General features: G+C 69.9%; 19 protein-coding genes. 11 read left to right on the forward strand and 8 right to left on the reverse strand.

From position 1 onward, the window contains the following. Positions 1 to 236: 236 nt before the first annotated feature. The 4 genes from ACOJUJ_RS13885 to ACOJUJ_RS13900 all read right to left on the reverse strand — a co-directional run bounded on the left by ACOJUJ_RS13885 (position 237) and on the right by ACOJUJ_RS13900 (position 5,662). Complete coding sequence (locus ACOJUJ_RS13885; RefSeq protein WP_420127485.1) at positions 237 to 2,399, reverse strand: PAS domain-containing sensor histidine kinase; 2,163 nt, start codon at positions 2,397 to 2,399, stop codon at positions 237 to 239. A 118-nt stretch (positions 2,400 to 2,517) separates the two neighbouring features. Then, positions 2,518 to 3,813, reverse strand: a complete 1,296-nt coding sequence (locus ACOJUJ_RS13890; protein ID WP_420127486.1) for a hypothetical protein — start codon at positions 3,811 to 3,813, stop codon at positions 2,518 to 2,520. A gap of 87 nt (positions 3,814 to 3,900) precedes the next feature. Then, the gene (locus tag ACOJUJ_RS13895) at positions 3,901 to 4,755 is read right to left on the reverse strand and encodes a DUF1206 domain-containing protein (RefSeq protein ID WP_420127487.1); all 855 of its coding nucleotides are present in this window, start codon (positions 4,753 to 4,755) and stop codon (positions 3,901 to 3,903) included. Between the two features lie 97 nt (positions 4,756 to 4,852). Next, complete coding sequence (locus ACOJUJ_RS13900; RefSeq protein WP_420127488.1) at positions 4,853 to 5,662, reverse strand: sulfite exporter TauE/SafE family protein; 810 nt, start codon at positions 5,660 to 5,662, stop codon at positions 4,853 to 4,855. A 234-nt stretch (positions 5,663 to 5,896) separates the two neighbouring features. Between ACOJUJ_RS13900 and ACOJUJ_RS13905 the strand changes: the two genes are divergently transcribed. Next, the gene (locus ACOJUJ_RS13905; RefSeq protein ID WP_420127489.1) at positions 5,897 to 6,403 is read left to right on the forward strand and encodes a DUF6265 family protein; all 507 of its coding nucleotides are present in this window, start codon (positions 5,897 to 5,899) and stop codon (positions 6,401 to 6,403) included. Positions 6,404 to 6,522: 119 nt separating this feature from the next. Further along, a complete protein-coding gene (locus tag ACOJUJ_RS13910; protein WP_420127490.1) occupies positions 6,523 to 7,296 on the forward strand; it encodes a PPC domain-containing protein in 774 nt (257 codons plus the stop codon). Positions 7,297 to 7,597: 301 nt separating this feature from the next. Here ACOJUJ_RS13910 and ACOJUJ_RS13915 read toward each other — a convergent pair whose 3' ends face one another. Next, a complete protein-coding gene (locus ACOJUJ_RS13915; RefSeq protein WP_420127491.1) occupies positions 7,598 to 7,957 on the reverse strand; it encodes a hypothetical protein in 360 nt (119 codons plus the stop codon). Positions 7,958 to 8,250: 293 nt separating this feature from the next. Here ACOJUJ_RS13915 and ACOJUJ_RS13920 point away from each other — a divergent pair, with 293 nt between their 5' ends. The 3 genes from ACOJUJ_RS13920 (at position 8,251) to ACOJUJ_RS13930 (ending at position 12,938) form a co-directional block, all read left to right on the forward strand. Next, positions 8,251 to 9,111, forward strand: coding sequence for a DUF3667 domain-containing protein (locus ACOJUJ_RS13920; RefSeq protein WP_420127492.1), 861 nt, complete (start codon positions 8,251 to 8,253; stop codon positions 9,109 to 9,111). Positions 9,112 to 9,548: 437 nt separating this feature from the next. Continuing rightward, positions 9,549 to 10,430, forward strand: a complete 882-nt coding sequence (locus tag ACOJUJ_RS13925) for a murein L,D-transpeptidase catalytic domain-containing protein (protein ID WP_420127493.1) — start codon at positions 9,549 to 9,551, stop codon at positions 10,428 to 10,430. Between the two features lie 585 nt (positions 10,431 to 11,015). Further along, complete coding sequence (locus tag ACOJUJ_RS13930; RefSeq protein WP_420127494.1) at positions 11,016 to 12,938, forward strand: ATP-binding protein; 1,923 nt, start codon at positions 11,016 to 11,018, stop codon at positions 12,936 to 12,938. Positions 12,939 to 13,287: 349 nt separating this feature from the next. Here ACOJUJ_RS13930 and ACOJUJ_RS13935 read toward each other — a convergent pair whose 3' ends face one another. The 3 genes from ACOJUJ_RS13935 to glpX form a co-directional block, all read right to left on the reverse strand. Beyond that, entirely contained in the window at positions 13,288 to 13,854 is a 567-nt protein-coding gene (locus ACOJUJ_RS13935; RefSeq protein ID WP_420127495.1) for a hypothetical protein, read from the reverse strand. Then, positions 13,854 to 14,339 carry a hypothetical protein gene (locus tag ACOJUJ_RS13940; protein WP_420127496.1) on the reverse strand — a complete coding sequence of 162 codons (486 nt, stop codon included), beginning with the start codon at positions 14,337 to 14,339 and terminating at the stop codon, positions 13,854 to 13,856. Before ACOJUJ_RS13940 ends, ACOJUJ_RS13935 begins: the two co-directional genes overlap by 1 nt. Before the next feature lie 269 nt (positions 14,340 to 14,608). Next, positions 14,609 to 15,634, reverse strand: coding sequence for a class II fructose-bisphosphatase (gene glpX, locus ACOJUJ_RS13945; protein ID WP_420127497.1), 1,026 nt, complete (start codon positions 15,632 to 15,634; stop codon positions 14,609 to 14,611). A 936-nt stretch (positions 15,635 to 16,570) separates the two neighbouring features. Here glpX and ACOJUJ_RS13950 point away from each other — a divergent pair. The 6 genes from ACOJUJ_RS13950 (at position 16,571) to ACOJUJ_RS13975 (ending at position 21,899) form a co-directional block, all read left to right on the forward strand. After that, positions 16,571 to 17,188, forward strand: a complete 618-nt coding sequence (locus ACOJUJ_RS13950) for a fumarylacetoacetate hydrolase family protein (protein ID WP_420127498.1) — start codon at positions 16,571 to 16,573, stop codon at positions 17,186 to 17,188. Then, positions 17,185 to 17,685, forward strand: coding sequence for a signal peptidase II (lspA, locus tag ACOJUJ_RS13955; RefSeq protein ID WP_420127499.1), 501 nt, complete (start codon positions 17,185 to 17,187; stop codon positions 17,683 to 17,685). Before ACOJUJ_RS13950 ends, lspA begins: the two co-directional genes overlap by 4 nt. 18 nt (positions 17,686 to 17,703) lie before the next feature. After that, positions 17,704 to 18,885: an aminotransferase class I/II-fold pyridoxal phosphate-dependent enzyme gene (locus ACOJUJ_RS13960; RefSeq protein WP_420127500.1), complete on the forward strand. Its 1,182-nt coding sequence runs from the start codon at positions 17,704 to 17,706 to the stop codon at positions 18,883 to 18,885. Positions 18,886 to 18,965: 80 nt separating this feature from the next. Continuing rightward, the gene (locus tag ACOJUJ_RS13965) at positions 18,966 to 19,334 is read left to right on the forward strand and encodes an endonuclease domain-containing protein (RefSeq protein WP_420127501.1); all 369 of its coding nucleotides are present in this window, start codon (positions 18,966 to 18,968) and stop codon (positions 19,332 to 19,334) included. A 366-nt stretch (positions 19,335 to 19,700) separates the two neighbouring features. Beyond that, positions 19,701 to 20,708 carry a hypothetical protein gene (locus ACOJUJ_RS13970; protein ID WP_420127502.1) on the forward strand — a complete coding sequence of 336 codons (1,008 nt, stop codon included), beginning with the start codon at positions 19,701 to 19,703 and terminating at the stop codon, positions 20,706 to 20,708. 156 nt (positions 20,709 to 20,864) lie between these two features. Continuing rightward, on the forward strand, positions 20,865 to 21,899 hold the full coding sequence (locus ACOJUJ_RS13975) for a BON domain-containing protein (protein ID WP_420127503.1): 1,035 nt from the start codon (positions 20,865 to 20,867) through the stop codon (positions 21,897 to 21,899). The last annotated feature ends 38 nt before the right edge of the window (positions 21,900 to 21,937 follow it).

The raw sequence follows: 21,937 nt of genomic DNA on the forward strand, positions 1-21,937 counted from the left end.
AAGCTCCTTCCGCGGCTCATCTGTTCCTCCGCGCCTCCGCGTGAACTCTCTTCCGGAGTGCACACACAAATGCCGCATCCGGTATCACACGGAGCCGACCGAGTGAAGCCCGGCGACCGATCGATCTTCCTTCGCCCTCATCTTCCTCAAGAAGGATGAACGGCGTACTCCGGCGCGCGGCACGAGAAAACTCCGTTGACTCCGTTAACTCCGTGTGAGACCCAATTCTTTACGGATCAAAGGCGCGGCAGGGTGACCGTGAACGTCGTTCCCTGCCCCAGCCCGCTTTCGGCGGACACTTCTCCGTCCAGCAGCTGGGCCAGCTGGCGGGTGACGCTCAGGCCCAGGCCGGTGCCGCCCGCCTGCCGCGTGCGGGAGTGGTCCGCCTGCCAGAAGGGCTCAAAGACGCGCTCCAGATGCTCCGGCGCCAGGCCGTAGCCCGTGTCGCGCACGGCGATGCGCACGCCGGCGCCGTCCACCTCCGCGCGCAGCCCCACGACGCCGGCATCCGTGAACTTGATGGCGTTGGAAAGCAGGTTCAGCAGGATCTGCCGCAGCTTGCCCGGATCGGTGCGCAGGGGGACAGGGCCGTCCGGCACCTGCAGGTCAAAATCCAGCCCCTTCTGCCCCGCCAGCGGCTGGATGAGCGCGGCCGTCTCGCGCACCAGCTCGCCCAGCTCCACGTCTTCCGGGTGCGCCTCTTCGCGCCCCGCCTCCAGCCGCGAAAAGGCCAGGATCTGCTCGATGATCTGCAGCAGGTGCCGCGCGCTGGTGCCAATGCGCTGTACCTGTTTCGTGGATCCGTCCTGCAGCGGGTGCGGCACGCCCATCAGCAGCAGGTCGGTGTAGCCCAGGATGGCGTTCAGCGGCGTGCGCAGCTCGTGCGACATCACCGCCAGAAACTCGCTCTTGGCCTGGTTGGCGTGGTTGGCGGCGTGGTACAGCCGCGCGTTGTCGACCGCCAGCGCGGCGCGCCGGGCCAGCTCCTCGGCCAGGTGCACGTCCGCCGTGTCGTACGCGCGGCCGGAGCCCGCCATGGAGAGCGTGATCACCCCCACGATGCGGCCGCGCGCCAGCATGGGCACCGCCAGCGCGCTGCACGGCCCCAGCCGCCGCAGGACGTCCAGGTGCGCCGGCCCGTTGGCCATCTGCGCGATGTACGCGTCGTCGATGTGCGCCACGTGCTGCGCCTGCCCGCTGGCCAGGGCGCGGACGGCGGGGTGGTCGGCCGCCAGGGGAGAGAACGCCCGCAGCTCGTCCGCCAGCGGCTGGCTCTCGGCGTCGGCGTGCACGGCGGCCACGCGGCGCAGCGCACCGCCTTCGTCCATCAGGTCCACCACGCAGTAGTCGGCAAGGCAGGTGGTGCACAGGCCGGCCACTTCCCCCAGCGTGGCGTCCACGTCCAGCGACGACGCCAGCACGCTGCCCGCCTCGGCCAGAAAGCGCTGCACCTGCTCCTCGCGGCGCCGCTCCTCCAGCTGCTGGCGCAGCGCCTGCTCGTCGGCCTTGCGGGCGATGGCCAGCGCCACCTGCCCGGCAAGGGTCTGCGCCAGCTGCACGTCCTCGGGGGTGAACGGGTGCGGCTGGTCGTAGTACAGCATGAACTTGCCCAGCAGCCGCCCCTGGCTTACCAGCGGAAAAAAGCCCAGCGCGCGGATCCCCTCGCCCAGCACGGTGTCGCGCAGGGCGCCGGCAAGGGCGGGGTCGTTCGCGGCGTCGGGGATCACGATGGGACGGGGGTCGGTGGTGTCGCGGCGCCACGGCGAGTGGCCGTCGACGGCGGCGCGGTACCCGTCGCTAATGCCACGCCACGCCTTGAAGCGCATCACCCCGTCCGCGTCAAACAGCAGCACCGACGCCCGCCGCGCCCCCAGCGCCCGCTCCAGCCCGCCCAGCGCCTCGTCGTAGATCTCGTCCATCCCCCCCGCGCGCCCCACGGCGTCGGTCACGCGATAGAGGATGCCCAGCTGCTCGTACCGCCGCTGCAGCTCGCCCTCGGCGCGGCGCTGCTCGGTAAGGTCGCGCTTGATGCCCACGTGGCACATGGGCTCGCCGTCCGTGCCGCGCACGGTAAAGGCGGAAAGATCCAGCGTGAGGACACGGCCGTCGCGGGTGGTGCTCTGCACCTCGCCCCGGTAGCGGTCGTGCCACCCCAGCTCGCGCACCACCTCGGCGAACGTTTCTTCGCCCAGGTGCAGCGCCGGCGTGCGGCCGTCCAGCTCCGGGTCGGTGTAACCGATCAGGGCGTGGTGGGCGGCGTTCTGCTCCACGTAGCGCCCCTGGGCGTCGATGATGGCGATGGCGTCGCTGGAGTTGCGCAGGATTTCCCGGTACACCTCGCCCGGATCGGGAGCGATCCGCGGAACGGAGATGGCGGCGGCGGGAGCGGACTCGGGCATGAGGGGCACGGGACGGGGAACCGGCGGCGAGAATGATCGCAATCTTCCTCCACGCCGCAAGTCGCGGACCGGCGAGGGATCAGGAATGGAAAGGCCGGCTGAGCCAGCAGGGCGTGAACTAGTTGGCCTCGGCGGCGACCCGTTCCGGTGCGTCCGGCGACTGGGCGATTCGCCTCGCCAGTTCGGCCGCGCGCGTGCTCTGGACGGCTGATGGAGGCGCCGGACGCCGCCTGGGAAGGCCGAGTTCCCGAAGCGCGGATTCCGCCCGCGATAGCGTGTCGCCTTCGCGCAATCGCCGGGCGCTGTCGCGTGCGATCGTCAGCGCGGTTTCCGCCTGGCCGCGGATGCCCAGGCTGAGCGCGCCCAGTCCAAGCTCCAGGGCCGCCGCGGGGCGAAGGTGATTCGCGGACCCGCTCTCGATGATGCTCCACGCCTGGATCCACGCGTCCTGGAACGAATCGGCCTTCCCCGCCGATGCGGCGGCGCGCGCGATGCTCGCGAGCACCCGGAGTTGCCGGTCCGGATCGGAAAATCGGTCACGGAGCGGCTCCAGCACCTGCAGGGCGCGCGTGAACTGCCCCTGCTGGGTGCACAGGTGGGAAACGTCGAAAGCGAGGTTGACGGCGTTCGGGTGATCGGGTCCGTAGGCGGCGAATGCCTGCTGCGCATGCGTGTCCGCCTCATCGAACCGCCCGGCATACACGGCTACGACGAACAGGTCGTGCAGAGCCATCGCGTACCGCTCGTGCAGCCGCTTGCGTTTCGCCAGCCGGGCGGCAGTCAGAAGCAGGTTCCGCGCGCCGGCCAGGTCACCGAGATGGACCTTGAGGTTGCCCAGGCCGTTGATGGCCTGCGCCTGCAGTTCCCAGTCTCCGCCCCGGACCGCTACGCGGCTGGCGTGCCGCAGCCAGCTCTCGGCGCGGGCGAAGTTGTCCCGATCACGATGGATCCGCCCGGCGATCCATGCGATGCGAGGATTGTTGGGCCACACCGCCGCGGCAGCTTCCACGAACAGGATGGCCGCCCCGTTCGCCTCCGCCCCGAGCGCCCAGTCCGTAACGGCGAGGCAGGCATGGGCAAGGTTCTCCGGATCGACCTCCGCGGGCCGGGACAGCTCGCTCGCGATGACCGAAATGGGCGCCCACAGCGCTTCGTCAATTCCCTCAGCGCGTAGGACGTCGGCCTCCCACTCTTCCAGCTCTTCCACATCGAACACGGCTGCCGAGGCCGCGGGACCGGCCGCCCACGCATGCGCAAGCCGCAGCGCTTGGGCGACGTGCAGCGCGAAATCCTCCGGGACCTCGTGCAGGATGATGGCACCGGCGACTGTCGCGTCGTACTCCGTCGGCGGGAACACGTCTCCACCGGACACCGGCGGCAGCCCGGCTGGGCGTGGATCCGTCACGATCGGCACGGTAAGGGGGAAAGGTCGAACTGGGAATCGCCGCCGCCACTACGACTCCGGCCGCACCCGCAAACGGGAGCGGCCGGACCCGCGAGCTTACGTCGCGCGGATGACGCGGTAGCGCGCTTTGACCAGCTGCGTGATGCCGTAGGCGATCAGACCCAGCGCCACCAAGCCCAGCAGGTACCGCCCGTACGCGGCGTCGCGCAGCGTGACCAGCGCGCCCTGCAGCCCCTGCGCCTCGGCCGGGTCGTACTGCATGGCCGCCTTGATCACCAGCCAGCCGATGATGCAGAACACCACCCCGCGCGCCGCCGTCCCCGCGCGCGCCACCGCCACCACGCGCCGGCGGGTGGCCACGGCGCTTCCCTCCAGGTTCAGCCGCTTGTCCAGGTCGTCGCCCTTGAAGGCCTTGATGAGCTGGTAGATGCCGTACGCCACGATCCCCAGCCCCGCCAGCCCCACCGCGACGCGTCCAAACGGCTTGTCCATCACCATCGCCGTCCAGTGCGCCGTGCCGCCGCCCTGCCCGCCACCGGAGCCGCGCAGCATCCGCACCGCCTCCAGCGTGAGCCCCGCGTACAGCACGCCACTCATCGCGTAGCCGATGCGGGCGAACGCCCGCTTGGCCCCGCCCTCCTTATGTTCCGGGTCCGTGGCCGCCTGCACCATGCGCCAGACCACGAAGCCGGCCAGTCCCAGCGCCATGATCCCCAGCAGTACCTTGCCGAATGGCTGCTGCAGCACGGTCTTCAGCGCGCCCTCGGACCCTTGCACCTGCTCCGCCCGGCTGAACGCCGCCTGCGCCGCGACGCCGCCGATGATCAGGTAAACGACGCCCTTGGCCGCGTACCCCAGCCGCGCCAGCTGCTGGATGGCGGGCGAGGCCTGGTTGGCGGCGCGGCGGGCGTGGTGCTGCACTTCTCGGACGGGTGTGTCGAACAGCGCCATCGTGTCTCCGGCGTCGCGGGATCAGGGGGGACTGCGCTCGGCACGATGCAGTTGCAAGGACCGGGCGCAACGCTGCGACGCCCCCCGTTCGATCCGGTCAGAGCCCGCGGAACAGGAGAAAGAGAAAGGAAGCCAGGCCGATGCCGACGATGGCGCGGCGCACCCGCTGCTGCCCCACGCGCTGGGCCATCCGCGACCCGCCGTAGCCGCCCAGCAGTCCGCCGGCGCCGATGGCCAGCGCCACCGGCCAGTTCACGATGCCGCTCAAGGCAAAGATGGCGGCCGCCACCACGTTCATGCACACGGCCCCCCAGTTTTTCAGGCCGTTCATCCGGTGGATGTTGGTAAAGCCCATCATCCCCAGCCCCGCCAGCATCAGGATGCCGATCCCCGCGCCAAAGTACCCGCCGTATACGCCGATGACGAACTGCCCCGCCACGAACACCCATGGCGCCACGTGCGGATCGTCCCCCGGCGATTCGGCGACGGGACCCGCGGGGGCGCCGCGGCGGCGGGCCAGGCGGCCCATGATGTGGCTCTGCGCCTGGAACAGCACGGTGGCGCCCAGCACCAGAAAGGGGACGATGCGCTCAAAGCGGTCGGGCGGGGTGCGCAGCAGCAGCCAGGCACCCAGCGCGCCGCCCAGCACGCTGGGCAGCGTAAGGCGCACCACCCAGGCGCGCGCGCCGCGCAGCTCGCCGCGGTACCCCCACATGCTGCTCAGCGCGCCGGGCCACAGCGCCACGGTGCTGGTGGCGTTGGCGGTAAGCGGGGGCACGCCCAGCCCCACCAGCGCGGGAAAGGTCAGCAGCGTTCCCCCGCCGGCGATGGCGTTCACCCCGCCCCCCAGCACCGAGGCAAGGAACACCGCCGCCAGCGCGAGCGCGGAAATCGGTTCGTTCGGCATGCGCGAAAACCTGCCGTCCCCCGCCGCCCGGGGCAAGCGGTGAGATCCGACGGTCACGCGTTCAAGTGGGCCAGCCGAACCGCGCCACCGTCGGCGCCGTGGACCCCGGCACGAACCCAAGGTGTTCATCACCGGTACTGGACAACGCCGGGGGACGTCACGCATTGTGGCGTACGCAGGCGTTTCTCTCCTCGCCCTACCGTCCAAGGCTCAACGATGACCATCCCCCGTCCATTGCACCGTTTTTCACTCCTCTGCCTCGCCGTCATCGCCGCGGCGACACCGTCGGTGGCGCAGGCGCAGCAGGCGGAGCGGCCGCTGGCGCAGCTGGCCTTCATGGCCGGGTGCTGGCGGGCCGACGCGGGGGTGAACCAGAGCATCGAGGAGCAGTGGACCGCGGCCGACTCGGACGTCATGCTGGCCGCCACGCGCTACCTGGACAAGAACACCGGCCGCACCCGCGCGTGGGAGTTCAGCCGCATCGTGGCGGACTCGGCCGGGATCGCGCTGATGCCGGCACCCGAAGGCACGCCGCAGGGCCGCTTTCGCCTGGCGCCCTCGCCCGCAGGCGAGGCGCGGTTCGAGGATCCCACGCACGATTTTCCCAAGCGCATCATCTACCGGCGCATCGACGCGGGCACCCTGGCCGTGCGCGTGGACGGCGGCGAGGGAAGCGCCCAGGGCGCGGAGTTCCGGATGCAGAGCGTGGCTTGCCCGGCATCCGCCGGACCGCAGGACTGACAGGGAACGTGTGGGGTGCGGCAACGGTAGCAGTGCGCGCACTCACTCGGGCGTGCTTCGAGTGCCAGTGCTTCGGCGTCGCCGGCGCCGGCCCTCACCTACGTCCCATCCCGAAAGACATGATCCGCACCAGCCTTCTGCTCGGCGTGCTGCTGGCAGGCACGGCCCTCCCGGCCGCCGCGCAGGGCACCATTCGCCCCGGACAGACCGTGCGCGGCGAGCTTTCGTCCAGCGATCCCGTGCTGGAGGACGGCACCCACTACGACCTGTGGCGCTTTCGCGGCCAGGCGGGCCACGTCTACGCCGTCACCCTGCGCTCGCAGGATTTCGACGCCTACCTGGCCGTGGGCTCGAGTGCAGGGGACCACTGCGAAGACTGCGAGTCGGACGATGACGAGGGCGGCGGCACCGATGCGCGGGTGGAGCTTCGCGCCGGCGAGAACGGCACGTACGAAATCCGCGCCAACTCGCTGATGGAGGGTGAAACCGGTGCGTACACGGTGGAGCTGGAGGATCTGGGTGAGCGCGAGCAGCGCCCGGAATCCGGTGCCGGCGCCACGCCGATCCGCCCGGGCATGGCGGTGCAAGGCGAGCTGACCGAGAACGATGCGCAGGCCGAGGATGAGTCGTACTTCGACCTGTACGTGTACGAGGGGCGCGCCGACGAGGCCGTCACCATCAGCCTGAGCTCCGAAGCGTTCGATACGTTCCTGGCGGTGGGCCGGCTGGTGGACGGCGAGTTCGAGCTGCTGGATAGCAACGACGACGGTCCGTCCGGCACCGACAGCGTTCTCCGCTTCACCTTTCCCGAAGACGGCGAGTACGTGATCCGCGCCAACTCGCTCATGGGCGGCGATACGGGCGCGTACACCCTGCAGCTGACGCGCGGCTGAACGCCAGGTGTCTCCCCCCGACGAGCCCCGGATTCCCGCAGCGGAAGCCGGGGACTGGTTATGCGAGAACGTGCATCGACAACCCCTGCGACGGGGACTGCAGCGTTCCGGATGCAGAGCGTGGCCTGCCCTGCGTCCGGCGCGCCGTAGCGGGAAACGGCTCGAACGAAATCGATCGATAATGCCCCCCCGGCCTGCCGCAAGGCCGGGGCTTCGTTCGTGCTGATCGATGACCCCAAACGCACTCCGCCGCCCCGGGAATGGGGCGGCGGAGCGGGGACCGCGGCGAGAGGTCAGGAACTCAGGGATCGCAGATGATCTGGCCGGGGGCCGAACAGTACTCGCAGCTGTAGCCCGCGCAGGTGTTGCAGGTAAAGCCGCAGGTGCCCTCGCACGTCCAGCCGGCGCAGGTGCCGTTGGCGGACGGCTCGGGACACCCGTTGCAGGTTCCGTTGCACGAGGCGTCGCACGTGCCGTTGCACGAGGCGCCACACGTCTGGCAGGTCTGCTCGAATCCTTGCGTGGTGCAGTCGCAGATGATCTGCTGGCACGTGGTGGCGCTCATCTGGTTCGCGGCCACGGTGCCCAGCCGCAACCGCGGCGACAGGGTGGAAAACGATTCGACGGTGATGTCGTCCAGGGACAGCCGGAGCTTCTTCATGGGGTCTCCTCGTGGATTGCCGGGGAAAGAATCGGTCCTGCCGCAGTCCATCACGATGATTGTCGCATAGTAATAGCCTTGCGCGAGCGCCACAATGGGGACTCCGCATTCCATTTCAACAGTTTGATGTTCACGCCGCAAAGGCCGCGGGACGTATGTCGCGCGGTGGTTGTACAATCGCTCCCGCGCGGGTAATGTTCCAGCACCTCCAGACGCTTCTGATCCCCGGCCGCCGCCATCCGGCCTCCGCGCCCGATCGTACGCCATCGTCGCCTCGCCATCCCAGACCCGGCGTGCCGCTCGTACACGGCGGCCCGTTCATCCCGCTCTCGCACATCACCATGGATACCCACCTCCTCCCCACACGCGTGCACGTACCCGCGCTGCACACCGCGCCCGAAGCCTGCGCAAACTGCGAGGCACCGCGGATGGGCGAATATTGCCACGCGTGCGGACAGCACTTTCTGGACGGCCGGCTGACCATCCGGCGGCTGGTGCGCGACTTTGTCGTCCGCAAGCTGGGGCTTGAAGGGGGGCTGCTCCGCACCATCGTGGACCTGACGATCCGCCCCGGGCGGATGATCCAGGATTACGTGAGCGGGCGCAGGCAGCGATACACCAATCCCGTGGCGTACCTGCTCCTCGCCGCCGGCGCGTACGTGGTCCTCTCAAAGGCGTGGCAGGACGCCATGGTGGCGGGGCTGCGGGCCGAGAACGTGGGATGGGAAGGCGATCAGGGCGAAGCGTTCGTACAGGTTCAGCTGTTCACGGACGCGCATCCGGCGCTCATGACGCTGGTTCTCTGCCTGTTCCTGGCACCCCCGCTACGCCTGTTGTTCAGGCGCTCGACGGTCGCCGAAGCAGCCGTGTTCTCGCTGTACGTGTCGGGACACCTGTTGCTGCTGCAGCTTGCGATCAGCGTAGGCGCGCTGCTGCTGGGGAAAGACGTGTATCAGGCAATCACCGGCCGGCTGATGGGCGTTTTGACGATCGGGATGCTGTTCGCGGCCGGACGTTTCTACGGCACTCGGTTCTCCAGCTTCCTCAAGTTCGGTTTGGCCCTTTCCTGTGCCATGATCGGGCTGTTCGTGCTGATGTTGTTCGCCGTGCTCGTGGTGAGCGCGGCCAACGCCCCGGCCGTTCCCGGAACGTAAAGCCGCGAAAGTCAATCCGTTCGGGGAAGCCCAGGATCCATGGTGCACGCACGTCATTCCCGAAAGCGGCGCAGGGCGCCTTTGCACGCTAAACATGCGTATCCTGTGGGTTGACATGGGGTTAGCTGTGCGCTAGATTGGTAGCACAACAACGACACGGCCGGGGCTCACGTTTGAGCCGACACCCTTGAAGCAGGGGGCTGATCCCGTAGCAGATGCGGAGCGCGCGAAAGCGTGCATCGCAGACAGCTATGGGGATGTCACCCACGGATACCTTGCGTATCGTGCTTCAAACCCGCTCCGGCCGTGTCACTCGAATGCGACAGAAAGCGCGCTCCCGTGCCGTTCATCGATGCGGGAGCGCGGTATTCCCCCTGATAAATCAGCCGTTCGTGCGTGGTCCCGTGGCCGCGCCGACGACGACAACGAGGTCAGCGATGCGTAACAACCACCTGCTGATGCTCGCCGCCGCCGCCGCGTTCGTGGGCGCCAGTGGCGCGCAGGCGAACGGAACGGACCGCGCCGAGAGCAAGACCGCCACGCCGCCGGCTGCCGTTGCCGTGCAGCCCGCCCCGGTGGCGGCCGCGCCGGCGCCCGCAGCCCCCGCGCTGCAGGCCGCGCGCGCCGTGCTGAGCGGTGTGGGCGTGGAGAGCGCCGTCGAAAAGACGCAGGTGCAGACCGCGCTGGAGACGCTGGGCAAGAGCGTGCGCCGCCAGAGCGACCCGTCGGCGCTGCGGATGGCCTTTCAGGCGTACTACAACTACAAGACGGCCAACCCCGGCAAGGTGAAGAAGCCGTACCTGTACTACGTGGACTACGGCCTGTCGAACACCACGCCGCGCGGCTACGTGTTCGACATGGACAAGCTGACGGTGGTGGACGGGCCCTTTACCGTGGCGCACGGCCGCGGCTCTGCGTCGCCCAGCGACAACAAGCCGGTGCGGTTCAGCAACCGCCAGGGGAGCAACGCCACCTCGCTGGGTCTGTACCTGGCGCAGGAGACGTACGGCTTCAGCGGCACGGCCAGCGGCCGGCGCTACACCTCGGTGGGTCTGCGCCTGCAGGGGCTGTCCGGCCGCTACAACAGCGCGGCCCGCGCCCGCGGCGTGGTGGCGCACGGTGCGCCGTACGTAACGGCCAGCCGCGCCGGCCGCAGCGAGGGGTGCCCGGCCATGGAGCAGGGCCGCGCCCGCCAGCTGCTGCCCAAGATCAGCCGCGGCGGCCTGGTGTTCCTGTTCTCGCCGCTGGACAAAACGTGGATGCGCTCGGACCCCTGGGCCAGCCGCTCCACCGGCGTGACCGGCCGCTCCAACGGCTGATCCACCCCAGTCGGCCATCGAATGAAGACCCGGCGAGGAGATCGATCCTCGCCGGGTCTTCGCGTTCACCTCGATCATGGTGCACACGGACGGTTCTCCGGATCGCGCATCAGGTGGTGCGATCAGCGCGGTCCCGTGCGCTTCGGAACCTCATCCGCCGATCTGCATCCCTCTCAAAAAACGCGGATGGCCCCCTGCCGCATTCCATCTACCTCCCGTTCCCGACACCTCTACAAAAGAGTGTGCCTCGTCGACATCCCCCACCTGCACCCGACACCCGGGAATCCAGCTTCACACCGTAAGCAGAGGAAACGGCACGAGAAAACTCTGCTAACTCTGGTAACTCTGCGTGAGGCCATTCTTTTGTTCGACTCGCCCGTGCGCCAGAGGAACCGGCACGAGAAAACTCCGTTAACTCCGTTGACTCCGTGTGAGACATGGTCTTTTGTCGATTCGGCGGACCATCGGAGAAACGGAGTACAGAAGTCGTTCTGTCTGAAAAGGGGCGTGCGGATCGCTGCGGGGCACGATAGGTTTGGCGGATTCAATGAAGCCTGGCCCGCCCGCCGGTTCCGGACCGAGGAAATGACGCCCGACCCAACGCCCCGTCCCACCCGACGCGGTCTCTCGCTGGAGCACCGCCTGCCGCTGATGATCACCGCGCTGCTGGTGGCAACCATGGCGGCGTGCGTCTTCTTCGCGTGGGCGGAGGTGCGGCAGGCCGCCACCAGTACCGCGCTGGAGCGCCTGCGCCGCGTCACGGAACAGCTGGCGCTCCTCTCCGGCCCAAGCGTCCCCGCGCGCCTGCAGGAGGTGCGCACGCGGGCTGCCCACCCGGCGCTCGCCGCGTACCTGCGGAACCCGGATGCAGCGGCGCGGCCGGCGGCCACGCAGGCGCTCCAGGGGCTGCGCACCGCCCAGGAGCCGGAGCTGCCCATCGTGCTGTGGGACCGCGCGCGGCGGCCTCTGCTGCACGTCGGCGCGTTTCCCGGCGGCCGGTCCCCCGCCGCGCCGACCGCGGAATCTCTTCCGGACAGCGCCGGCGTGGGGCGCTTCTTCGCCGCGGGGCCCATGACCTGCTTCTGGCTGGCCGTGCCCGTGGTGCGGGGCGCGGACACGCTGGGATGGGTCGCGGAGGCCCGGCGCGTGGGGGGCCAGGCCTCGGCGCCCATCCAGCAGCTCATCGGCGACGGGGTGGACGTGTACTTTGCCGACAACGCCGGGGGGCAGTGGGTCGCGATCGACGGCACCGCCGTCCCCGCGCCCGCGGAGTGGCCGTTCCGCGGCGCCGCGCGCTACACCCGCGCCGGCGGGCCGCACTTTGCACACGCCACACCCATCGCGGGCCGGCCCTGGAGCTTTGTCGGCGAGCAGAGCCGCCCGGAGGTGATGGCGCGGCCCGACACCTTTCTGCGCCACGCGGGGCTGGCGGCGCTGGGGCTGGTCCTGGCCGCCGCGGCGGGCGCATGGGTGCTCAGCCGCAGCATCACCCGCCCCGTGCTGCGCCTGCAGGCCGCCGCGCAGGCCGTGGCGCAGGGGGACTACGGCCCGCGCGTGGAGCTGCGCCGCACGGACGAACTGGGGATGCTGGCGCGCGGCTTCAACTGGATGGCGGCGCAGGTGCAGGCCAGCCACGACGAGCTTCGCGAGCAGATGGAGATGGCGCAGTCGCTGGCCGAAGAGCTGGAGCACAGCAACGAGCAGCTGGAGACCGCGCTGGCCGAGGCCGACGCCGCGCGCGACGAGGCCGAGGCGGCCAACCGCAGCAAGTCGGAGTTCCTGGCCACCATGTCGCACGAGATCCGCACCCCCATCAACGCCATCCTGGGATACACGGACCTGCTGCTGATGGGGCTGGAGGGGCCGGTCACGCCCGGGCAGGAAAACCAGCTTTCCCGCGTCCGCTTCAGCACCCAGCACCTTACGGGGCTGGTGGACCAGCTGCTGGATTTCGCGCGGATCGAGGCGGGGACGCTGCGGGTGGAACGGCGGGTGGCGGTGGCGGGCGACGCGGTGACCACCGCGCTCGCCGTGCTGGCGCCGCAGGCCGAGGCGCGCGGCATCACCCTCTCCGCCGAGTGTGACGCCCAGGCGCGCTACGCGGGCGATCCGCAGCGCGTCGACCAGATCGTGCTTAACCTGGTGTCCAACGCCATCAAGTTCACCGAGCCGGGCGGCCACGCGCGCCTCACCTGCTCGCTGAGCCACGACGGGCACGCGGGGGGCGCAAGCGCGGGGCCGTGGGTGTGCCTGCGGGTGCAGGATTCGGGGATCGGCATTGCGCCCGAGCAGCTGGAGCGCATCTTCGAGCCGTTTGTGCAGGTGGAAAGCGGATACACGCGGCGGCACGAAGGCGCGGGGCTGGGGCTGGCCATCAGCCGGCGGTTCGCGCGGTGGATGGGCGGCGACCTGACGGTGGAAAGCACCCCCGGCACCGGCTCCGTCTTTACCCTCTGGCTCCCCGCCGCCCCCGCCGCACATCTGGCCGAGGCTGCGCAACCGGCCTGAAAGGGTGTGCCGAACCCCGCTTGCGCTTGACGGATACGTGGTGTCATCCTGAGGGAGCGCACGCCCATAACTTTCCTAGCCACATAAGCTTGCGCGCGACCGAAGGATCTTTGTCGGGTTGCGCGAAGCCCAGCCCTCGGGAGCCGGCAAACACCTCACCGCAAGTCGGACTACAGCAAACAGAGATCAGGGTACGGAGGAACGGAGAACAGCCAGAGGAACAGAGGAGGGAATGCGATCACCCCTGTTCCTGGCGGGCAAAACGAAGAGGACGCGGAGACCCATGAGTTCTCCGCGTCCCTTTTTTGTTCTCCGCGGCTCCGCGTGAGACTTTTTTCTTCTGCTTCGCTCAGGACGCGATGGTCACGTAGCGCTCCAGGCGCGCGACCTCGGGCGGATCCACGTACTTGCCGATCTCGCGGCGAAACTGCTCGATGCCGCGGTAGGGGCGGTACTCCTCGAACTCGTGGCGCATCTTTCCGGCGACGCCGGGGATGAGTTCGATCTCCTCGGCCGTGGCGGTGTTCAGGTCCAGCGGCTTCCACAGGCGCGTGTAGACGGAATCGCGCTGCTGCTCGCTAAGGCCCGTGAGCTTGGCGTTTACGCCGCGCATGTCGGCGTACGGCCGGCCCGCGACCACCGCGTCCGCCATCTCGGGGGTAAAGCCCGGTACCGTCAGCAGCTCCTCGCGCGAAGCGGTGTTGGGGTCCAGGAACGCGCCGGCGGCCGTCGCGGGCGCGGCGGGCGTCGTGGCCGGAGCGGCCTCGGGGGCCACGGCGGAATCCGTCGCGGCGGGGCCCACGGTGGTGGCGGTGCTCTGGCTGGCCTCGTCGGCGTCGTTGCCGGCGTCGCCGCCTCCGCAGGCGGCGGTGGCGGCCAGGGCGCAGAGCGCAACGGCAAGGATCGGTCGGTTCATCAGATCTCCGTGTGGATAGGTGCGGCGCCCGTTGCGCCGCGTGGTGACGGCTCGCGGCGCAGCGCCGGATGCCGATACGTGCACGCCAGCCCCAGCAGGCCAAAGTGGGCCAGCGTCCCGGGTGCCAGCGAGGGGGTCGCGCCGCGCAGTACCTCCCACACCAGCGCCAGGCCGCGCATCCCCGGGTCCATCTCCAGTTCGAACTGGGCGTTCCCGCGAATGTGAAGATACATGCCTAACACGCCCGCCGCGACGAAGAGCGCCATCATCACCTGGAACGCGCGCACCGTCGCCGCCGACGGGCGCAGAAGCAGGGCCGCGCCCGCGACGGATCCCAGCGCCAGCGCGACCAGCGGCACCCACTGCCAGCCGGGCTCCACGTGGTCCAGCAGCACCAGCTCCGCCGCCAGCCCCACCATCCCAAACAGCAGCACCGCCAGGAGCAGCCTGCGCAGCCCTCCCCCGCCCTCTCCAATATCCGGCATTCGCATCACGCGTAAGATGTGGATTGGTTCGATTCCGTCGGGCCCCGTCCTCGGCGGTTGAAACCGCGGCTGGAACATCACGAAATCCGCCCTCGCGGATTGCGACCCGCCCGGTTCATCGCATTCGACGAGGGGACACGCGACGTCCGCCGTACGTTGTGTTCGAGACGAGACGATCGATGGGCCGGATGTGTTAAAGCGGCCCACCATCGATCACACCATCACACCATCACACCATCACACCATCACACCATCACACCATCACACCATCACACCTCCGCCGCCCCGATCTCGCGCAGCTTGTGCGCGCGGTGCTCGGCGGCGACGGTGCGCACGGTGCCGGAGCGGCCGCGCATCACCAGCGACTCGGTGGTGGCGCCGGCGGCGGTGTAGCGCACGCCGCGCAGAAGCGCGCCGTCGGTAATCCCCGTCGCGGCAAAGAACACGTCGTCGCTGGCCACCAGGTCGTCAGCGGTGAGCACGCGCGACACGTCGAGCCCGGCGGCGCGGATGGCCTCCGCCTCTTCCGGCGTTTGAGGAGCCAGGCGGCCCAGCATCGCCCCGCCCAGCGCCTGCACCGCGCACGCGGCGATGACGCCCTCCGGCGTGCCGCCGATCCCCATCAGCAGGTCGACCCCGCTCCCCTCGCGCGCGGCCATCAGCGCGCCCGCCACGTCACCGTCGGTGCGCAGCATCACCCGCGCGCCGGCCTCGCGGATGGCGGCGATGCGGCCCTGGTGACGCGGCTTGTCCAGCACGAACACCGTCAGCTCGCGCAGCGGCTTGCGCAGCGCGTCGGCGACGGCATCCAGCACCACGGCCACGCGCGCGTCCAGCAGCTCCGGGTGCAGCGCGTCGCGAGCGCCGGGGCCCACCACCAGCTTGTCCATGTAGAACGCGGGCCCGGGCGACCACATGCTGCCGCGCGGCGCCACGCCCAGCACCGCGATGGCGTCGGGCGCGCCGCGGGCCAGCAGGCTGGTGCCCTCCACCGGGTCCACCGCCACGTCCACGCGCCGCCCGCGCCCGCTGCCCACGGCCTCGCCGTCGTACAGCATGGGCGCCTGGTCCTTGGCCCCCTCGCCGATCACCACCACGCCGTCGAAGTCGGCCGTGGCCAGCATGCGGCGCATGGCGTGCACGGCGGCACCGTCGCCGGCCTCCTTGTCGCCGCGCCCGGCCCACCGCGCCGCCGCCAGCGCCGCGGCCTCCGTCACGCGCACCAGCTCCAGCGCCAGTGTGCGCCCCGACGGCTCCGCCCCGCCACCCTCCACGTCCCCGCTCGTATCCGTCATCTCACGCAATGCCGGTTGTCTCCCAGGTGCCGCCAGCCCACGGGCGGAATCTGCGCGGGCGACGAGAGCGGCGCCACCCGGCGCGCCGCGTCCGGCGATTGAAATCGCTGCTGGAAGGTCACGAAATCCGCCTTCGCGGATTGTAGCCGCGAATGCGGCGCGGTGCGAACGGTCACGAGAATGCCGATGCAGCGCGCTGCGAACGGTCACGAGAATGCCGACGCTAAATTTCTCGGTCGCGAGCCGGGTGCGAGGCATCCGCAGGTGTAGCGCGGCGCTCCTTCGAAATGACAGGGTTGGTTGTTGGAGGCAGGATACCCGGACACGCCTCCCCACCCCGCCGGGCCGCGGAGTCCGCACCAGGAGCGAATGAATCCGCCGCTGGGAAAGCGCGAAGTCCACCTTCGTGGACTGTAGCCGCGGCTGCGGCGCGCGTCGACATGCACAGGATCGGCCGAGCGCGCCTGGGTGCGGACGCGCAGGTGTTTGGGACGCCGCACACACCTGGGCCGCCGAGTCCGCTCCAGGAGCGAATGAATTCGCCGCTGGGAAAGCGCGAAGTCCACCTTCGTGGACTGTAGCCGCGGCTGCGGCGCGCTTCGACATACACAGGATCAGCCGAACGCGCCTGGGTGCGGACGCGCAGGTGTTTGGGACGCCGCACACACCTGGGCCGCCGAGTCCACGCAGGTGGACTTCGTGTAGTTGTTGCCGCGAATTTATTCACCCAGGCAAGGCGGACTTCGCGATCGTTCCAGCCGCGCATCGATCTGTCTGCCGATGCCGACTGCATCCAATTACCGAATCTCCACGAACACAAACCGTATCCAGCATCACCCGATCCGCACACATTTGTTTACACGCTGGATCAAAGGGGGGAGGCAGGGTTACATTCCTCCCGCAAACCGCATCCACATTCCAGTCGCAGCGCCGTCCGTGAATCGTCCGAGCAAGATCGTCTGCGTGGGCCGCAACTACCTGGAGCACGCCCGCGAGCTGGGCAACGAGGTGCCCGAGCGCCCGCTCCTGTTCTTCAAGCCCCCCTCCGCCCTCGTCGCCGACGGCCAGCCGATCGAGCTGCCGCCGGAGAGCAAGCGCGTGGAGCACGAGGGCGAGATCGCCGTCATCATCGGCCGCACGGCGCGCAGGGTAAAGGCGGCGGACGCGTGGCAGCACGTAGCCGGCATCGCCCCGCTGAACGACGTGACCGCGCGTGACCTGCAGAAGACCGACGGCCAGTGGACGCGCGCCAAGGGCTTCGACACCTTTTGCCCCATGGGCGCCATGGTCCCGATCGATCGGATCGGCAACCGCGACGCGCTGGAGGTGATCTGCCGCGTGAACGGCGAGGTGCGGCAGCACGGGCGGGTGTCGGAGATGGCCTTCGACATCCCCACGCTGATCGAATACATTTCCGGGGTGATGACGCTGGAGCCGGGCGACGTGATCGCCACCGGCACCCCGGCGGGCGTCGCCCCGCTCAAGCCCGGCGACGTCGTGGAGGTGGAGATCCCCGGCGTCGGCATTCTCAGCAACCCTGTGCAGGCCGCATGAAGCTTTCGAAGAACCGCTGGATGGCCCTGGTGATCGCCGCGATCGTCGCCGCGGACTGGGCCACCAAGGCGCTCGTACAGCAGCGTTTTCCCTCGCGGGGCGACCAGGTGACCCTGATCGACGGGCTGCTGACGTTTCAGCACAGCATCAACCACGGCATTTCGTGGGGGATGTTCAACGACAGCGCGCCCAACCCGTGGCGGCTGCCGCTGCTGATCCTGCTCACGCTCATCGGGATCGGCGCCACCATCAGCATCGTCCGGCAATCGCGCGACCGGTGGATTCACGTGGCGGGCGCGCTGGTGCTGGGCGGCGCGCTGGGCAACCTGGGCGACCGCGTGCTGAACGGCGGGGTGACGGACTTCATCCACGTCCACTTTTTTCCGTACATCTTCAACGTGGCCGACATTTTCATTTCCATCGGCGGGGTGCTGCTGGTCGCGCGGATGCTGCTGGACGCGCGCCGCGGCGACGGATCCGCCCCCACTCACGCCTGACCGGACAGGAACACCATCATGCCGCAGCTGGCCCGCCGCTTTACCACCCTGCCGCCGTACCCGCTCACCGACGTTCCCGCCATCAAGCGCGACCTCAAGGCGCGCGGCGTGGACGTGATCGACCTGGGCACCGGCGACGCCGACCTGCCGCCGCCCCCGGCCGCGGTGGAGGCGCTGCGCGCGGCGGCGCTGGACCCCGGCAACTCGCGCTACTCGTTCCAGATGGGCCTGGTCGAGTTTCGCGAAGAGATTGCCCGGTGGATGGGGACGCGCTTTGGCGTGACCGTCGATCCCATGACGGAGATCGCGCCGCTGATCGGGTCCAAGGAAGGGATCTTTCACCTGCCGTTCGCCTTTGTGGAGCCAGGGGACATGACCATCGTCCCCGATCCCGGCTACCAGGCGTACCTGGGCGGCACGGTGCTGGCCGGGGGCGAACCGTACATCGTCCCCCTGCGGCCGGAGAACGACTTTCTGATCCCGCTGGACTCCATTCCGGCGGAGGTGGTGAAGCGGGCGAAGATTCTCTACCTCAACTATCCCAACAACCCCACGGCCGCCATCGCCCCGCGCGAGTACCTGCAGGCGTGCGTGGAGTGGTGCCGCAGGCACGAGGTGATCCTGGCGTACGACAACGCGTACTCCGAGATCGCGTTCGACGGGTACAGCCCGCCCAGCATTCTGGAGATCCCCGGCGCGCGCGAGGTGGCCATCGAGTTCCACTCGCTCAGCAAGACGTACAACATGACGGGGTGGCGCATCGGCTGGGCGGTGGGCAACCCGGAGCTGGTGGCGGCGGTCACGCGGGTCAAGACGTTCGCGGACACGGGGCTGCCGTTCACCATTCAGCACGCGGGCGTGGCGGCGCTGCGGTCGCACGCCAGCTGGGTGCCGGGGAACGTGGCCGTGTTCCAGGCCCGCCGCGACGCCGCGGTGCAGGCGTTGCGCGAGGCCGGCTTTGATGTGCCCAGCCCCTGCGGCGCCATGTACCTGTGGGTGCCGCTCCCCGAAGGCACGGAAAGCGAGCCGTGGGCGCGGCGGCTGCTGCTGGAGCAGGGGGTGGCGCTGCTCCCCGGCAAGTCGCTGGGCGAGGGCGGTGAGGGCTTTGTCCGCATCGCCCTCACCTGCTCCGAAGACCGCCTGCGGCAGGCGGCGGCGCGCATGGCCCGGCTGCTGGAGACGAGCGCCACGGCGGTGTGAGGCGGGGCCCTCACCCCCAACCCCTCTCCCGCAAACTGCGCGGGGGAGGGGAGTTTGTTTCTACGTTCGCGGAGGTCTGGATGAGCCAATTCAGGTTACGTGGGGCAAGCGTAGAGCTGGTTGAGCAGGCGCGCAGGTTCCGCCACGACCAGACGGACGCGGAGGAAGTGCTCTGGCAGATGCTGCGCGACCGGCAACTGCGCGGCATCAAGTTCCGCCGGCAGACCCCGATGGGCCGCTTTATCCTCGATTTCTACTGCCCGGCAGCCAGGCTGGTGGTCGAGTTGGACGGCGCCGTCCACGATCAGCAGCAGGAACGCGACGCGGCGCGTACGGACGAGCTTGAAGCGCGCGGGTTCCGGGTGATCCGGTTCCGCAACGAGGAAGTGTTCCAGGCGCTGCCGTCGGTATTGGACCGTATCGCAGCCGCCGTCGAGCAGGTCCCCTGACGGCGCGGGGCCTCACCCCCGCCAGGCCTTTCGCTCGTTCCTCGCGACGGCTGGCGACCCCTCTCCCGCAAACTGCGCGGGAGAGGGGTGGTGGGGCCACAAGGATGGCGCGCTTCGGACGGGTTTGCCGACGACGCGCCCGCGCTTGTCGAGGCGCAGTTGAGGTCTCCCCCTCTCCCGCGCAGTTTGCGGGAGAGGGGGTCGGGGGGTGAGGGCCCCGGGGGCACGCGCCGATCGGTCCACGCAGCCGGAATCCATGTGGCCATCCCCCTCCCACCCCAAGTCCTTCCCCGAAGGTCATTAAGCGCGCGTGAACGTCTGGCGCGGTCCGGAACAGGGGCGGATGGGGGGAGTAGAAAGCTGCACATGACGCCCCCGGCCGCCACCGCCCCGCCGCCCGACGCGGCCACGCACGCCCCCGCTCCCGCGGCGGCCATCGTGCCGCGCGCCCGGGCGCCGTTCAGCCGCCCGCGCCACCAGCGCCCGCCGCTCGTCACGGGGCGGACTCTCGCCATCTCCGTCATCCTTCACCTTCTGCTGCTTCTGGCGGTGCTGTTTGCGCCCGCGCCGGAACGCCGGTTCGCCTCTGCCGGTCCGCAGGCGCCGCAGGGTCAGTCACAGGAGATGGTGGACTATATGGATGTGGGCGAGTGGGGCGGGATGGCGACGGATCCGTCCGCCAGCCTTCCCGAGCCCGCGGCCGCGGCGCCGACCGGGATCAGCGCGGCGTCGGTGGATTCCGTGCTGCGCGCCATTCCGGAGCCCGGCCCCTTTCCCAACCGTGCGCCGACCGGGATCCCCGCCGCACCCGCGGGCCAGGCTGGCCAGGCGGCGGCAGGACAGCCGGGCGCGGCGGCTCCGGGCGCGGCCGGCGGCGTTCCCAGCGGGCAGCCCGGCGCGACGGGTGCGCGCAGGACCGGGCCCGGCGGGCTGGGGCCGGAATTGGGCGACCCGCGGCTGGTGGTGCGGCCCACGGCCGTTCCCGAGGCGCCGGTGGAAGACACGGAGCGCTACCGCCGGCACTTCGAGGGGCGCATCCAGGCGCTCAACGACAGCCTGGCTGGCGAGGCGGAGCGGCGGCGGCGGGCGACGGACTGGACCATCACCGACCGCAACGGGCGCAAGTGGGGGATCAACGAGCGCGGACCGGTGGTCGCCGGGCGCAACGTGCCCATCCCCATTCCGTCCCCCCCGCGCGGCTCGCGCGAGCAGGAAGAGGCGGCCCGGCGCGAGCGTACGCAGCGCGGCGAGATCGATCGGCAGGAGGAGACGATCGAGCGCGAGCGCTACCTGCGGGAGCGCGGACGAGCCATCCGCGAACGAGAAGACCGCGAGCGCGAGGAGCGGGAGAAGCAGGGCAGCACACCGCCCTGAGGAGAGTCAAGGTTCAAGTGCCCGGGCTCATGTAGCCCCGCGCCACTGCACACGTGAACCTGGGCACCTGGCACGGGAGAACATCGGAGCCGTACGGAACGCAACTTGCGCTTCCCTACGGCTCCATTCTTTTGCCACGACGCGCTTTAGCGGAGCATGACGGAGAAGAGCCAGGACGGGCCCAAGCGACAGAACCGGCAGGCTGGAAGCGGGCCGGGGAAGAGCCAGGAGAAGCCGAAGCGGCAGAACCGGCAGGCCGCGGACGAGCAGCAGAAACCGAAGCGGCAGAACCGGCAGTTTGTGGTGGAACTGGAGGAAACCGGCGGCGGCCGCGGGCTGATGTACACGCTGGGCGCCATCGGCGGCCTGGCCATCGGTGCGCTGGTGATGCGTGGGCTGGGGCTGAAGGAGGCGGTGCAGGCGGAGGGCTACGACGAGGCGGAGCCCGCGCCGGAGCCGCGCCGGCAGCCGGCGCAGTTCCGCCCCGTGGGCGTGCGCCGCGCCCCGCGCGACCAGGAAGCGCTGCTGGCGCTGGAAGACGCGGTGCTGGATGCGTTCTTGGAAGACGACCGGCTGCGCGAGTGCGGCATCGACGTAGGCGCCATCAGCCACGGCATCGTGGAGCTGTCGGGCTCGGTGTGGACGCGTGAGGAGGCACAGCGCGCGATGTCGGTGGCGCACGCGGTGCAGGGGGTGGACACGGTGGTGAACCGGATGGAGATCGAGGACGAGCGGGGGCGCCTGCACCCGCGGGACGACTCTGACGATGAGGGATTCGAGATGAGCGGAGAGTGGACGGGGCATCAGTCGGGGATGGGAAGCCGCCGCCAGGGCGACCAGACGGATCCCAACCGGCGTGACGACTCGCACGTGATGCGCGAGGACTCGTTGGAGCAGGCGGACCGGTCGCAGTTCGCCGACGAGGGGCTGCACAGCCAGCCGCGCGTGGGCGATCCGCACGACGGCGCCGCGCCCAACCCCACGAACTTTCGTGAAGACGAGCTCGACAACCAGAGCCCGTTCGGCAAGCACGCCATCCCGCAGGGCAGCCCCGACGACGGCCCCCCGCAGGCGATGAACGCGCAGTCGCGGGTGGGTGAGGGCCTGAAGCCCGGCACCGAGCTGGCGCTGGAAGCCGCCGACGTGCCGGTGAAGCCCCACCAGCAGCCCGGCACCGAACGCCCTGAGTAACGGCGCCGGACGGGGTGGTGGGACGATGCACGACGCCG

Origin of the sequence: Longimicrobium sp. (assembly GCF_048594345.1) — a bacterium.
Classification (GTDB): domain Bacteria; phylum Gemmatimonadota; class Gemmatimonadetes; order Longimicrobiales; family Longimicrobiaceae; genus Longimicrobium.

Bases quoted from the DNA above. Each gene is read 5' to 3' on its own strand.
- ACOJUJ_RS13885 (WP_420127485.1), bottom strand. From the start codon at position 2,399: ATGCCCGAGTCCGCTCCCGCCGCCGCCATCTCCGTTCCGCGGATCGCT.
- ACOJUJ_RS13895 (WP_420127487.1), bottom strand. From the start codon at position 4,755: ATGGCGCTGTTCGACACACCCGTCCGAGAAGTGCAGCACCACGCCCGC.
- ACOJUJ_RS13900 (WP_420127488.1), bottom strand. From the start codon at position 5,662: ATGCCGAACGAACCGATTTCCGCGCTCGCGCTGGCGGCGGTGTTCCTT.
- ACOJUJ_RS13910 (WP_420127490.1), top strand. From the start codon at position 6,523: ATGATCCGCACCAGCCTTCTGCTCGGCGTGCTGCTGGCAGGCACGGCC.
- ACOJUJ_RS13915 (WP_420127491.1), bottom strand. From the start codon at position 7,957: ATGAAGAAGCTCCGGCTGTCCCTGGACGACATCACCGTCGAATCGTTT.
- ACOJUJ_RS13925 (WP_420127493.1), top strand. From the start codon at position 9,549: ATGCGTAACAACCACCTGCTGATGCTCGCCGCCGCCGCCGCGTTCGTG.
- ACOJUJ_RS13930 (WP_420127494.1), top strand. From the start codon at position 11,016: ATGACGCCCGACCCAACGCCCCGTCCCACCCGACGCGGTCTCTCGCTG.
- ACOJUJ_RS13935 (WP_420127495.1), bottom strand. From the start codon at position 13,854: ATGAACCGACCGATCCTTGCCGTTGCGCTCTGCGCCCTGGCCGCCACC.
- ACOJUJ_RS13940 (WP_420127496.1), bottom strand. From the start codon at position 14,339: ATGCCGGATATTGGAGAGGGCGGGGGAGGGCTGCGCAGGCTGCTCCTG.
- glpX (WP_420127497.1), bottom strand. From the start codon at position 15,634: ATGACGGATACGAGCGGGGACGTGGAGGGTGGCGGGGCGGAGCCGTCG.
- lspA (WP_420127499.1), top strand. From the start codon at position 17,185: ATGAAGCTTTCGAAGAACCGCTGGATGGCCCTGGTGATCGCCGCGATC.
- ACOJUJ_RS13960 (WP_420127500.1), top strand. From the start codon at position 17,704: ATGCCGCAGCTGGCCCGCCGCTTTACCACCCTGCCGCCGTACCCGCTC.
- ACOJUJ_RS13965 (WP_420127501.1), top strand. From the start codon at position 18,966: ATGAGCCAATTCAGGTTACGTGGGGCAAGCGTAGAGCTGGTTGAGCAG.
- ACOJUJ_RS13970 (WP_420127502.1), top strand. From the start codon at position 19,701: ATGACGCCCCCGGCCGCCACCGCCCCGCCGCCCGACGCGGCCACGCAC.
- ACOJUJ_RS13975 (WP_420127503.1), top strand. From the start codon at position 20,865: ATGACGGAGAAGAGCCAGGACGGGCCCAAGCGACAGAACCGGCAGGCT.